The sequence below is a fragment of the Streptomyces sp. NPDC018833 genome (assembly GCF_044390825.1).
GTDB lineage: Bacteria > Actinomycetota > Actinomycetes > Streptomycetales > Streptomycetaceae > Streptomyces.
Genome location: NZ_JBIRZM010000001.1, coordinates 368,449 through 381,124 on the forward strand (window position 1 = coordinate 368,449; position 12,676 = coordinate 381,124).

Here is a 12,676-nt window from a genome sequence, read left to right on the forward strand (position 1 = left end):
CCCAATCACCCTTCCCGTGACCGCACTTCGCGGATGGCCGACACCAGCAGCACGGCGGCGGTCGCCCCGGCCGACCACAGCACCTGAGGACGGGCCGCGTCGTCGTCCCGTGTCCGTGACATAGCCCTCGTCGCCGGCGGCGCCGTCATCACCGGCATAGCGGCCCGGATCTCCGTGCCGGTCCCCGGCTCCCCGGTCCCGGTCTCCGGCCAGACCTTCGCGGCCCTCCTCGTCGGCACGGCGCTCGGTACCCGCCGGGGCTTCGCCGCCCTCGGCCTGTACGCGGTGGCGGGCGTGGCCGGTGTGCCCTGGTTCGCCGAGGGCGCCTCGGGCCATGCGATGCCGTCCTTCGGCTACATCCTCGGGATGCTGCTCGCCGCGACCGTGGTGGGCGCCCTCGCCCGGCGCCGACCGGAGCGTGCTGCGCACGGCGGGCGCGATGGCCGCGGGCTCCGCGATCATCTGCGCGGTCGGCGTCCCGAACCTGGCGCTGGCGACGGGCATGTCGTTCGGCGAGGCGGTCATGGCCGGCCTGGTCCCGTTCCTGATCGGTGACGCGCTGAAGACGGCCCTGGCGATGGGCGCACTGCCGACGGCGTGGAAGCCGGCCGGCCGGCGCGGCTGAGTCCCGCACCGGCGAACGCCGCAGCCCCGGCCCGCCAAGCGGACCGGGGCTGCGGCGTTGCGGTGTGTCAGCCGGAGACGGGAGCGGCGGCCGCCTTGCGCTTGCGCAGGACGTCGAGCACCACGACGATGCTCACGACGATCGCGGCGACGAGCACCGACAGGAGTGCGACCTGCCGGTTGGCGTCGTCGTAGACCATGTAGCCCAGGACGAACGTGATCACCGCGGCGGTCGCCCAGGTCAGGTACGGGAAGAGCCACATCTTCTCGCCGAAGACGGCCAGCAGGCTGATGACGACGAAGGCGCCGATGGCGACGACCTTGATCCCGGCGAACCAGAATTCGAACGCGCCGCAGGAGGCGACCGACGCCAGGTTGGTCGCGGTCAGCACGACCATGACGATCAGCGCCCAGCCCCACTGGGGCACCGCTGGTATCCAGCTCTCCAGGATCGCGGTGCCCGCCGTCGCCTCCACGGCGAGGACCACGACCCAGAAGAACCAGTACAGCCAGCCGATCGAGAAACCGGCCCAGCGGCCGAGGACGCGGTCCGCGTAGGCGGAGAAGGATCCGGAGTTCGGGCTGGCGGCCGCCATCTCGCCCAGCATCCGCATCACGAAGACGACCAGCAGGCCGACGAGCGCGTACGACACGAGGATGGCGGGCCCCGCCGCCGCGATGCCGGAGCTGGATGCCGCACTCGTCGCTCCGACCCGGTCCGGGCCGAGCAGGGCCCCGGACCGGTGTGCGCCTGCCCCGCATGCCACACTCGAACCATGCGCGTGTACCTCGGCTCCGACCATGCCGGCTTCGAACTCAAGAACCACCTCGTCGAGTGGCTCAGGGCCCATGGCCACGAGCCTGTGGACTGCGGTCCCCACATCTACGACGCCCAGGACGACTACCCGCCGTTCTGCCTGCGTGCCGCCGAGCGGACGGCAGCGGACAAGGACAGCCTCGGCATCGTGATCGGCGGCTCCGGCAACGGCGAGCAGATCGCCGCCAACAAGGTCAAGGGCGTCCGTGCCGCCCTCGCCTGGAGCGAGCAGACCGCAGCGCTCGGCCGCGAGCACAACAACGCCAACGTCGTCGCCATCGGCGGCCGCATGCACTCCCTGGAGGAGTCGACGAAGTTCGTCGAGATCTTCCTGAACACGCCGTACTCGGGTGAGGAGCGTCACACCCGCCGCATCGAGATGCTCTCCGCGTACGAGACCACCGGCGACCTCCCCCCGATCCCGGCGCACCACCCGCAGGAGCCGACCGCCTGATGCCCGAAGGGCACACCATCCACCGACTGGCCGCCGACCACTTGGAGAGGTTCGGCGGCCGGTCCGTGCGCGCCACCAGCCCCCAGGGCAAGTTCTCCGACTCGGCCGCCCTCGTCGACGGCCAGACGCTGGAGACCACCGAAGCCCACGGCAAGCACCTCTTCCTCGGCTTCGGGCCGCTCGGCTGGGTCCACATCCACCTGGGCCTGTTCGGCAAGGTGAACTTCGGCGACGCACCCGCGCCCCCGCCCACCGACACGGTGCGGCTGCGCCTGGCGAACCCGGACTCGTACGTCGATTTGCGCGGTCCCACCACCTGCGCGCTGCTCACCGACGGCGAGAAACGGGCGATACACGACCGCCTCGGCCCCGATCCGCTGCGTGACGACGACGGACCAGGGCGGGCCTGGGCGCGGATCTCCCGCTCCCGTACCACGATCGCCGCCCTCCTCATGGACCAGAAGATCGTCGCGGGCGTCGGGAACGTCTACCGCGCCGAGGTCCTCTTCCGCCACGGCATGGACCCGTATCGCGCGGGCAAGGACCTCACCCGGCGTGAATGGGACGCGATCTGGGACGATCTGGTGGCCTTGATGCGCGAGGGCGTGCGCAACAACCGCATCGACACCGTCCGTCCCGAGCACACCCCCGAGGCGATGGGCCGCCTGCCGCGCGTCGACGACCACGGCGGCGAGGTCTACGTCTACCGCCGGGCGAACATGCCGTGCCACATCTGTGGCGGCGAGATCCGCACCGCCGGTCTCGCCGCCCGCAATCTCTTCTGGTGCCCGTCCTGTCAGGGGAACTCAGGTCCCAAGGGAGCACCTCCCACGGCGGCCAGGCCGTAGAGGTCAATTCGAGGCGGGGGGCCGGGGGTTACAGCCCGCGGCCGCATCGTCCCGCGCCCTAGAACCCGTGCGGCAACCACGGCGCCACAGCAGAGCCGAAGGCGACATCCGCCTCCGCCAGCGCCCCCTCCCGCAGCTCCCGCACCCGCCCCGCACCCGCCAGCGACGACAGCGACACGCCGCCCAGGTACGCCGCCCCCAACTCCCGTACCGAGAGAGCCAGTTCGGCGGCATCCTCGGTCCGCTCGCAGGACGCGGCCTTCGCGTCGCCGGTCAGCCGCCAGCGCCCGCCGTTCCAGGGGCAGAAGGCGTCCTCGACGTCGAGGACCACATCCACCTGCGCCTGGTAGGTCCGCGCCGCCAGCGCGGCACCCACGTCCACCAGCCGCACGTGCAGCGAGTCCCTCAGCCGTACGTTGCACCGGCGCACGTCCGTCACCAGGTGCAGCAGCGGGTCGTCCACCGGCCGGTTGCGCGCCTGCACGGTCGACGTCAGGTCGATCTCGCACAGGAACCGCCACAGCGCCGCGTACGCCGCGGGATCCAGCGCGTCGATGTGCCGGACCGAGACGGAGCCCTCCGGGCCCGCCGGTGACCACTCGGGTTTGTTGTGGAAGCGGACGTAGCCCACGACCTCGCCGTCCCGCTCGGCGAGGACGCACTGCATCGGCGACGCCCCCTCGCGCTCGCTCGGCGGATCGAGCAGCGCCAGGCCCTCCCAGCCCGGGGTACGGGCGAGCATTCCGGGCCGTGAGCCGATCGTGCGCCGGTACACCCGCTCACAGGCGTCGGCGCCCTCCTCGACCGTCACGAAGCGCAGCCGTACGTCGTCCGTGCCCGGCGGGACGAGGAGCCGCACCCGTGAGGAGTCGATCTCCACGGACATCTGGTGGCTTGCGGTGCCGTACCCGAACCGCCCGTAGATCACGGGCTCGGATGCGGTGAGCACCGCGAGCGGCTCGCCCAGGGCGCGGACGTCGTCGAGTTGGCGGCGCATCATCGCGGTGAGGATGCCGCGCCGGCGGTGCGTCGCCGCGACGCTCACCATCGTCACGCCCGCCGCGGGCACCATGGCGCCGCCCGGCACCGACACCTGGAACGTGAACGCCCCGGCCGTGCCGACGCACTCGTCGCCGTCCCACGCGGCCAGCGACCGGTCGAGCTCGGTCAGCGACTCGAACAGCCTGCGCTCCTGCCGGGAGTCGGCGACACCGCCGAAGGCGCGTTCCAGTTTTCCGTACCACTGATCCCACTCGGACCGCTGCAACACCCGGAGTTGAGTCGTCATATGCCATGCCTACCAGCGGCGACCTGCCCGTCGCGACCCAGTTTCGAACGCATTGTCGCGGGGGTCCCCCTGCACGCGGGCCGCGCCGGATGGATAGGGTCCACCGCAATGGCCCGCGGCGCAGCAGCAGACTCGTTCACGGCCCGGATGCGGAAAGCCGTGTACCGGGTCCGCACCGCCCTGCGCCGGTCCGCCGTCGACTATTTCCGCGGCGGCGGCTCCGACCGGATCGCGTTCGCCGGACTGCTGTTGACGATCCCCGCCATCACCTTGGGCACGATCGCCTCGCCGGTGTGGTTCTCACCGGTCGCCCTGGTGCTGCCGATCGTCGCCGGCGGTCTGCTGCTGCGGCCCGCCAGCCTCATCGGCCTGTACGCCACGGCGGCGGGCGCGCTGATAGTGGAATCCATAGTGCTGGGGCCGTACAGCGAGGGCCCGGCCAGGGTCACTCCCGGCACGGTGCTGGTCGTGGCGGCCTGTGGCTTCTTCGGGCTGCTGATCGCGCAGTTCCGGGCCAGGGTCGGCGTGCCGTGGCGGCGCGGTGGCACCATGCTCTTCGACCTGCGCGAACGCATCCGCGTCCAGAGCGCGCTGCCGCGGCTGCCGCAGGGCTGGCACCGTGAGATGGCCCTGCGCCCGGCGGGCGGTCAGTCCTTCTCCGGCGACTTCGTGGTCGCGGCCCGCACGAACGGCGGCCGGACCCTGGAGGTCGTCCTCACCGACGTCTCCGGCAAGGGCATGGACGCGGCATCCCGGGCGCTGTTGCTGTCCGGCGCCTTCGGCGGACTGCTCGGCTCGCTCCCGCCGCACGGCTTCCTGCCCGCGGCCAACGGCTACCTCCTGCGCCAGGACTGGGACGAGGGCTTCGCGACCTCCATCCATCTGGTCCTCGACCTGGAGTCCGGCGACTACGAGCTGCTGTCCGCGGGCCATCTGCCCGCGCTCCAGCTGCACGCGGGCAGCGGCCGCTGGGAGGAGAAGGCGGCCGAGGGCCCGCTCCTCGGGATCTACGACGGGGCGCAGTTCGACCCGGTCAAGGGCACTCTGCGCCCCGGCGACGTACTGATGCTGTTCACCGACGGCCTGGTGGAGGCGTCGGGGCGGGACATCAGCGAGGGCATCGACCGCCTCACCGGCGAGGCCGACCTCTATGTGGGCCCCGGCTTCGAGGGCGCGGCCTGGCACCTGATCGAGGCGGTCGCCAAGGACGTCAACGACGACCGGGCGCTGCTTCTGCTGTGCCGCCGGCCCTAGTGTCGCGCCCCGGCCGCCGGCGTTCTTCGGGGTGCGGCGGCTTCCGGAGCCGTACAGTCGTGCCATGCCGCAGAACTTGAGCCCGGCCGAGATCGAGGCCATCGCCCGCGAGGCCCACGCCGGCCAGACGGACAAGGCCGGACGCCCGTACGCCGAGCACATCGCCGCCGTGGCGGAGGGCGTACGCGCCCGGGGCGGTAGCGAAGAGCAGATCGCCGCGGCCTGGCTGCACGACGCCGTCGAGGACGACGCCCTGAGCCGTGAATGGCTGGAAGGCGCGGCGCTGCCGCAGTCCGTGAAGGACATGGTCCTCGCCCTCACCAAGGGTGAGGGCGAGGACCTGACGTCGTACACCCGGCGCATCCTGGCCACACCGGGCGCGCTCGTGGTGAAGGAGGCGGACCTGGCGCACAACTCCGACCCCGCGCGCCTGGCCCTGCTCGACGAGGAGACGCGCGCCAGGCTGACCGAGAAGTACGCGAGGACGCGGCGGCTGCTGGGCCTGGAGGACGCAGGGACCTGAAGCCCTGGCGCCCTCAGGGCGTCTCAGCGACGCGCGCCGACCTCGCCCGCGTCCCTGCGGAACGCCCACGTCATCTCGGGCTCGGTGACGGGCCGCAGCACCCGCCGGACCGGCGGGGTGCACAGCAGCGTGACCGCACCCGCCGCGAACAGCGAGACAAGGACCAGGCCGAGCGGGCTGCCGAGCCAGGCGTTCTCCTCGAAGACGCCGAAGTAGTCGCCGCCCTTGACCAGGAAGCCGTGCAGCAGATAGCCGCAGATGGTCCCGGCGCCCAGGGCCGTCATCCAGTTCCTGCGGCCCGGCACCCAGGCGAGGAAGGCGACCGACAGGACCAGCGCACAGGCGAGAAGGCCGAGGAAGACCACGACCCCCGACCACCACGGGGCCCCGAGTTCCTGCACGCTGCTCGACCGGTAGAACCAGTTGAGCCTCATCCGCGGCGCGGCCCAGTACGCGAACAGTGCCGTGCCGGCGAGCAGCGGCAGCGTCAGCAGCCGCACCTCGCGTCGTCGCACCAGCTGGAAGTGCTCCGGCTTGAGGCACAGGCCCAGCACGAAGAAGGGCAGGAACTGCAGCACCCGCTGCAGATTGAGGTCCGCCCCGATGTTCGGCGTGAGCGCCGCGAGGGTGGCGATGACCAGCGCGATCGGCAGCGGCCGGCGGACGATGCGCCACAGCGGTGTGGTCAGCCGCCAGATGAAGAGCGCGGCCAGGAACCAGGTCAGATAGAAGGGGTCGAGCAGGCTGACCGGATGCCCGGGGTCGTCGTTCGCGTACCGGGCGAACAGGGAGTACATCACCTCGAAGACGACGTACGGCAGCGCGATCCCGGTCAGCAGCCTGCGCAGCTGATGCGGCTTGCCCTGGTAACTGCGCGAGAAGTAGCCGGAGACGATGATGAACGCCGGCATGTGGAACGTGTAGACGATCATGTACAGCGCGCGGGCCGCCCGACTGCCGTCCATCACCGGCTCCCAGGCGTGCGCGACGGCCACCAGCACGATGGCCAGGTACTTCGCGTTGTCGAAGTAGGCGTCGCGGTCGGCGGACTGCTTCGGCTCCGGAGCCGGCCCCGGAGCCGACTTCAGGCCGGTCCCGGCCGTGGCGGGAGCGGTCGCCGCCCGGGCGGCTGGGGTGGGTCCCGACTCCGGAGCCTCGGGGATCGGAGCCCTCTGATATCCGTGCGCAGCGTGGAACATTCAATGCACCTTAGCCGCGCGGATTCGATTTCGTAAAACACCCAGACGTTCGGTCCATTCGAACCTGAAACCGCCACCAACCGCCCCCTATGCCCCAATTAATCCCCATTGAACAGGGCATATCGCAGCACCGGGGAGGTGACATGAATTACATCGCCAAACAGCCTTCGAATTTCGTGTGACCAACATGTGGGGGCATCGAAACGATCACGTCGTATTCCTTCTCCTATTTCACTCCGCCGGCCCATCGGCCGGCCGGCGCCGCCGTGCGGCGACTGCGCGGCCGACTCCGGCTTGGCGTGATCTTGACATCGACGATTCGTCACCCGGCAGCAAGGGCAGGGAGGTTGGTGGCACGATGGTGCAGGCGGGGGTGTGCTGGGCCGCACGTCCCCAGGCCGGCAAGGCGGACCGACCGAGGGTGTGATCAGTTGTGGCCATTTCACTGTCTGTGGTGCTGCTGTTGGCGATCGTCCTCGTGGTGCTGATCCGCAGTGGTTCCATCAAGCCGGGGCCGGCCATTGTGGCGGCGCTGTTCGGGTTCTTTCTCGCATCGACGGGCATGGCCCCGTCGATCGAGAGATTCATGAACTCGATAGCGGAGACGATCAACCAGATCAGGTTCTGAGCGCCCGGCCCCGGGCGCGCGACGACTGCGGGCCCTGCCCGGTGGAATCCACCGGGCAGGGCCCGCAGTGCGCCGATCGCACCGGATGCGAAAAACGCGTCAGGGCCAGGCTGGAGGATGAACCTCCGACCTGGCCCTGAGCCATGTGGAGCGGGCGACGGGAATCGAACCCGCGTAGCTAGTTTGGAAGACTAGGGCTCTACCATTGAGCTACGCCCGCACGCATGCGCCGCAGGTCACGACCGCGCGGCACGAAGAGCATCGTAGCGGGTCCGTGCCGCCGGGTGCACACATTGTTCCGCGCCCCCCTGAAGACGTCCGTAAAGGGGCCGGTCCACAGCCCCGGGGCATGTACCCTACGGTTCGCACCGACGGGGTGTGGCGCAGCTTGGTAGCGCGTCCGCTTTGGGAGCGGAAGGTCGTCGGTTCGAATCCGGCCACCCCGACCAGCAAGATCACGTTGTGAGGCTCCTCCTGCTTGCCGTTACTATGCAAGCTGCGTGCCCGTGTGTCTGATGTACCGGGCCCGATGCGCTGAACCGCTGAATCGCAGCGTCAGCGAACCCAAGAAGTCAGCCACCAAGGAGACCGAACCGTGAAGAGCGCCGTGGAGACCCTGAACCCGACCCGGGTTCGGCTCACTGTCGAGGTGCCCTTCGAGGAGCTCAAGGCCAGCCTCGACGCGGCGTACAAGAAGATCAACCAGCAGGTCACGGTCAAGGGCTTCCGCAAGGGCAAGATCCCGGCCAGGGTCATCGACCAGCGGTTCGGCCGCGGTGCGGTGCTGGAGGAGGCCGTCAACGACGCCCTCCCGAAGTTCTACACCGAGGCGGTCAACGAGGCCGAGATCAACCCGCTCGGCCAGCCCGAGGTCGACATCACGGAGCTGAAGGACGGCGAGACGCTGAACTTCACCGCCGAGGTGGACGTCCGCCCGACCATCGAGATCCCGGACTACTCCGGCATCGAGGTCACCGTCGACGCCGTCGAGGTCACCGACGAGGACATCGAGAAGTCCGTGGAGCAGCTGCGCGAGCGCTTCGCCTCCACGAACCCCGTCGAGCGCGCCGCCGCCGAGGGCGACGTCGTCACGATCGACCTCGAGGCCAAGGTCGACGGCGAGGTCCTGCCCGACGGTGTCGCGAACGGCGTTTCGTACACCATCGGTTCCGGCGAGCTCCTCGACGGTATCGACGAGGCCGTCACCGGCCTGGAGGCCGGCGGCGAGGCCACCTTCACCTCGCAGCTGAAGGGCGGCTCCGCCGAGGGCAAGGACGCCGAGGTCACCGTCAAGGTCACCGCCGTCGCCGCCCGTGAGCTCCCCGAGCTCGACGACGACTTCGCCCAGATGGCGAGCGAGTTCGACACCCTCGAGGAGCTGAAGGCCGACAGCCGCAAGCGCCTCGAGAACATGAAGCAGTACGACCAGGCCACGCAGGCCCAGGAGCGCGTCCTGGAGAAGCTGCTCGAGCTGGTCGAGGTCCCGGTCCCCGAGAAGCTGCTCGAGGACGAGGTCAACACCCGCAAGCACAACCTCGAGCACCACCAGCTCGGTCAGATGGGCCTGACCCTCGACAAGTACCTGGAGATCCAGGGCAAGACCGCCGAGGAGTTCGACGCCGAGACCAAGGAGCAGGCGGTCAAGGGCATCAAGACCCAGTTCGTCCTGGACGAGCTGGTCAACCGGGAGAAGCTCAACGTCAACCAGGAGGAGCTCACCGAGCACCTCATGCGGCGTGCGGCGTCCTCCGGCATGAGCCCCGACCAGTTCGCCCAGGCCGTCGTCGAGGGCGGCCAGGTGCCGATGCTCGTCGGCGAGGTCGCCCGCGGCAAGGCGCTGGCCGTCGTCGTCGAGGCCGCCACGGTCACCGACACCAACGGTGAGGTCGTCGACCTCGAGGACGAGGACGAGACCGAGGCCGCCGCCGAGACGGTCGAGGCCGTCGTCGAGGGTGACGAGGCCGCGGAGAAGTCCGAGGCCTGAGCCTCGCGCCCCTTCATGGACGGGCTCCGGACGCCGCAGGGCGGCCGGGGCCCGTCGGCGTAGACGGCCGGACCGGGCACACCGCCGGGGCCCAACTACCTTGCGCTCCGAGCGAACAGTTCGGGAACCGGGATGGCTATGTCCGACCTGCGCGTTAGGGTCCATGAATACGAGGGCAGGGGAGTCCCCGCCCCCGGTACGAAGACGCTGAGACGGCCGAAGCCGTCAGAGACGAGCAGGTGGACACGTGACGAATCTGATGCCTTACGCCGCCGGCGAGCCGTCCATCGGTGGTGGCCTCGGCGACCAGGTCTACAGCCGGCTGCTCGGCGAGCGCATCATCTTCCTCGGCCAGCAGGTCGACGACGACATCGCCAACAAGATCACGGCGCAGATGCTGCTCCTGGCCGCCGACCCCGACAAGGACATCTACCTCTACATCAACAGCCCCGGTGGCTCGGTGACGGCCGGCATGGCGGTCTACGACACCATGCAGTACATCCCGAACGACGTGGTGACCATCGGCATGGGCATGGCGGCCTCCATGGGCCAGTTCCTGCTGACGGGCGGTGCCGCCGGCAAGCGCTTCACCCTGCCGAACACCGACATCCTCATGCACCAGGGTTCCGCCGGACTGGGCGGTACCGCCTCGGACATCAAGATCCAGGCCGAGTACCTGCTCCGCACCAAGAGGCGCATGGCGGAGATCACCGCACAGCACTCCGGGCAGACCGTGGAGACGATCATCCGCGACGGTGACCGCGACCGCTGGTTCACCGCGGAGGAGGCCAAGGACTACGGCCTCATCGACGAGATCATCTCCGCCGCATCGGGTGTCCCGGGCGGCGGCGGCACCGGCGCCTGAGCCGTACCGCCCTCACCCCCAGCCCGCAGAACGCCACCAGGATGGTGAACACCCATATGAGCAACTTCCCCGGCGTCTCCGCCAGCGGCCTCTACACGGGCCCCGCGGTGGACAACCGCTACGTCGTCCCGCGCTTCGTCGAGCGCACCTCGCAGGGCGTGCGCGAGTACGACCCGTACGCCAAGCTCTTCGAGGAGCGCGTGATCTTCCTCGGCGTGCAGATCGACGACGCCTCGGCGAACGACGTGATGGCGCAGCTGCTGTGCCTGGAGTCGATGGACCCGGACCGCGACATCTCGATCTACATCAACAGCCCCGGTGGCTCCTTCACCGCGCTGACCGCCATCTACGACACGATGCAGTTCGTGAAGCCGGACATCCAGACGGTCTGCATGGGCCAGGCGGCGTCCGCCGCGGCCGTGCTGCTGGCCGCCGGCACCCCCGGCAAGCGGATGGCCCTGCCGCACGCGCGCGTGCTGATCCACCAGCCGTCCTCGCAGACCGGACGGGAGCAGCTCTCCGACCTGGAGATCGCGGCCAACGAGATCCTGCGCATGCGCGTGCAGCTGGAGGAGATGCTCGCCAAGCACTCCACCACGCCGATCGAGAAGGTCCGCGACGACATCGAGCGCGACAAGATCCTGACCGCCGAGGACGCGCTCGCGTACGGCCTTGTCGACCAGATCGTCTCGACCCGTAAGACCACGGCCGCAGCGGCCGCCTGACGGATCCGGCGCACCTTGGTGCGGTACACGACAATGTGAACCGCACCAAGGGGGGCCCGAACGAGGGGCCAGGCAAGGTACCGTCGGATATGAGGCACCAGGAGCCGGCTGAACCAAGCCGCTCCCAGGCGAAGGGGAAGCACCTCGTGGCACGCATCGGTGATGGCGGCGACCTGCTCAAGTGCTCGTTCTGCGGAAAGAGCCAGAAGCAGGTGAAGAAGCTCATCGCAGGCCCCGGGGTGTACATCTGCGACGAGTGCATCGACCTCTGCAACGAGATCATCGAAGAGGAGCTCGCCGAGACGAGTGAGGTGCGCTGGGAGGAGCTTCCCAAGCCGCGCGAGATCTACGAGTTCCTGGAGAGCTACGTCGTCGGCCAGGAGCCGGCCAAGAAGGCGCTCTCCGTCGCGGTGTACAACCACTACAAGCGCGTCCAGGCCGGCGAGAACGGCGGCGCGCAGGGCCGGGACGACGCGATCGAACTCGCCAAGTCCAACATCCTGCTGCTCGGGCCCACCGGCTCCGGCAAGACACTGCTCGCCCAGACGCTGGCCCGTATGCTCAACGTGCCGTTCGCGATCGCCGACGCGACCGCGCTGACGGAGGCGGGTTACGTCGGCGAGGACGTCGAGAACATCCTCCTCAAGCTGATCCAGGCGGCCGACTACGACGTCAAAAAGGCCGAGACCGGGATCATCTACATCGACGAGATCGACAAGGTCGCCCGTAAGAGCGAAAACCCGTCGATCACCCGGGACGTCTCGGGTGAGGGCGTCCAGCAGGCCCTCCTCAAGATCCTCGAGGGCACGACGGCCTCCGTCCCGCCGCAGGGCGGCCGGAAGCACCCCCACCAGGAATTCATCCAGATCGACACGACGAACGTACTGTTCATCGTGGGCGGCGCGTTCGCCGGCCTGGAGAAGATCATCGAGTCCCGCGCGGGAGCGAAGGGCATCGGATTCGGCGCCACGATCCGCTCCAAGAGGGAGATCGAGGCGAGCGACCAGTTCCAGGAGGTCATGCCGGAGGACCTGGTCAAGTTCGGCATGATCCCGGAGTTCATCGGCCGCCTCCCCGTCATCACCTCGGTCCACAACCTGGACCGCGAGGCGCTGCTGAAGATCCTGGTCGAGCCGCGCAACGCGCTGGTCAAGCAGTACCAGCGCCTGTTCGAACTCGACGGTGTGGAACTGGACTTCGACCTCCCGGCCCTGGAGGCCATCGCCGACCAGGCGATCCTGCGCGGCACGGGCGCGCGCGGCCTGCGCGCCATCATGGAAGAGGTCCTGATGTCGGTGATGTACGAGGTCCCGTCCCGCAAGGACGTGGCCCGCGTGGTGATCACGGAGGACGTGGTCCACAACAACGTGAACCCGACGCTGGTGCCGAGGATCGTGAAGGACGAGGGCAACGGGCGCCACGAGAAGTCGGCGTAGGCGCGCGGAGCGCGCGCGAACGTGGAAGGGG

The 12,676-nt window shown here is 69.5% G+C and carries 11 protein-coding genes, 2 tRNA genes and 2 pseudogenes; 11 read left to right on the forward strand and 4 right to left on the reverse strand.

Features of this window, described 5'->3' with window-relative positions; translation table 11 throughout:
- Positions 1-102: 102 nt before the first annotated feature.
- Positions 103-625: pseudogene (locus ACH5AF_RS01635) on the forward strand (biotin transporter BioY); the annotation flags it as partial.
- A gap of 268 nt (positions 626-893) precedes the next feature.
- On the opposite strand, the pseudogene ACH5AF_RS01640 reads toward ACH5AF_RS01635, so the two are convergent.
- Positions 894-1,427: pseudogene (locus tag ACH5AF_RS01640) on the reverse strand (amino acid permease); the annotation flags it as partial.
- Between ACH5AF_RS01640 and ACH5AF_RS01645 the strand changes: the two are divergent.
- A complete protein-coding gene (locus ACH5AF_RS01645; protein WP_398899280.1) occupies positions 1,401-1,895 on the forward strand; it encodes a ribose-5-phosphate isomerase in 495 nt (164 codons plus the stop codon). The pseudogene ACH5AF_RS01640 and the gene ACH5AF_RS01645 sit on opposite strands and share 27 nt — an antisense overlap.
- Positions 1,895-2,743: an Fpg/Nei family DNA glycosylase gene (locus ACH5AF_RS01650; RefSeq protein WP_398899282.1), complete on the forward strand. Its 849-nt coding sequence runs from the start codon at positions 1,895-1,897 to the stop codon at positions 2,741-2,743. Before ACH5AF_RS01645 ends, ACH5AF_RS01650 begins: the two co-directional genes overlap by 1 nt.
- Before the next feature lie 58 nt (positions 2,744-2,801).
- Here ACH5AF_RS01650 and ACH5AF_RS01655 read toward each other — a convergent pair whose 3' ends face one another.
- Entirely contained in the window at positions 2,802-4,031 is a 1,230-nt protein-coding gene (locus ACH5AF_RS01655) for a GNAT family N-acetyltransferase (protein ID WP_398899284.1), read from the reverse strand.
- Between the two features lie 108 nt (positions 4,032-4,139).
- Here ACH5AF_RS01655 and ACH5AF_RS01660 point away from each other — a divergent pair, with 108 nt between their 5' ends.
- Entirely contained in the window at positions 4,140-5,285 is a 1,146-nt protein-coding gene (locus ACH5AF_RS01660; protein WP_398899285.1) for a PP2C family protein-serine/threonine phosphatase, read from the forward strand.
- A 64-nt stretch (positions 5,286-5,349) separates the two neighbouring features.
- Complete coding sequence (locus ACH5AF_RS01665) at positions 5,350-5,808, forward strand: HD domain-containing protein (protein ID WP_398899286.1); 459 nt, start codon at positions 5,350-5,352, stop codon at positions 5,806-5,808.
- 23 nt (positions 5,809-5,831) lie between these two features.
- Here ACH5AF_RS01665 and ACH5AF_RS01670 read toward each other — a convergent pair whose 3' ends face one another.
- Entirely contained in the window at positions 5,832-7,007 is a 1,176-nt protein-coding gene (locus ACH5AF_RS01670; RefSeq protein ID WP_398899287.1) for an acyltransferase family protein, read from the reverse strand.
- Positions 7,008-7,440: 433 nt separating this feature from the next.
- Between ACH5AF_RS01670 and ACH5AF_RS01675 the strand changes: the two genes are divergently transcribed.
- On the forward strand, positions 7,441-7,635 hold the full coding sequence (locus tag ACH5AF_RS01675) for a hypothetical protein (protein WP_398899289.1): 195 nt from the start codon (positions 7,441-7,443) through the stop codon (positions 7,633-7,635).
- A 146-nt stretch (positions 7,636-7,781) separates the two neighbouring features.
- Here the strand turns inward: ACH5AF_RS01675 and ACH5AF_RS01680 are convergent.
- A tRNA-Gly gene (locus tag ACH5AF_RS01680) sits at positions 7,782-7,855 on the reverse strand.
- A gap of 152 nt (positions 7,856-8,007) precedes the next feature.
- Between ACH5AF_RS01680 and ACH5AF_RS01685 the strand changes: the two genes are divergently transcribed.
- The 5 genes from ACH5AF_RS01685 to clpX all read left to right on the forward strand — a co-directional run bounded on the left by ACH5AF_RS01685 (position 8,008) and on the right by clpX (position 12,645).
- Positions 8,008-8,084, forward strand: a tRNA-Pro gene (locus ACH5AF_RS01685).
- A gap of 146 nt (positions 8,085-8,230) precedes the next feature.
- The gene (tig, locus tag ACH5AF_RS01690) at positions 8,231-9,619 is read left to right on the forward strand and encodes a trigger factor (protein WP_398899290.1); all 1,389 of its coding nucleotides are present in this window, start codon (positions 8,231-8,233) and stop codon (positions 9,617-9,619) included.
- A 259-nt stretch (positions 9,620-9,878) separates the two neighbouring features.
- Entirely contained in the window at positions 9,879-10,484 is a 606-nt protein-coding gene (locus tag ACH5AF_RS01695) for an ATP-dependent Clp protease proteolytic subunit (protein ID WP_398899765.1), read from the forward strand.
- Between the two features lie 41 nt (positions 10,485-10,525).
- On the forward strand, positions 10,526-11,209 hold the full coding sequence (locus tag ACH5AF_RS01700) for an ATP-dependent Clp protease proteolytic subunit (RefSeq protein ID WP_398899291.1): 684 nt from the start codon (positions 10,526-10,528) through the stop codon (positions 11,207-11,209).
- Positions 11,210-11,355: 146 nt separating this feature from the next.
- Entirely contained in the window at positions 11,356-12,645 is a 1,290-nt protein-coding gene (gene clpX, locus ACH5AF_RS01705; protein ID WP_177150824.1) for an ATP-dependent Clp protease ATP-binding subunit ClpX, read from the forward strand.
- Positions 12,646-12,676: the final 31 nt, after the last annotated feature.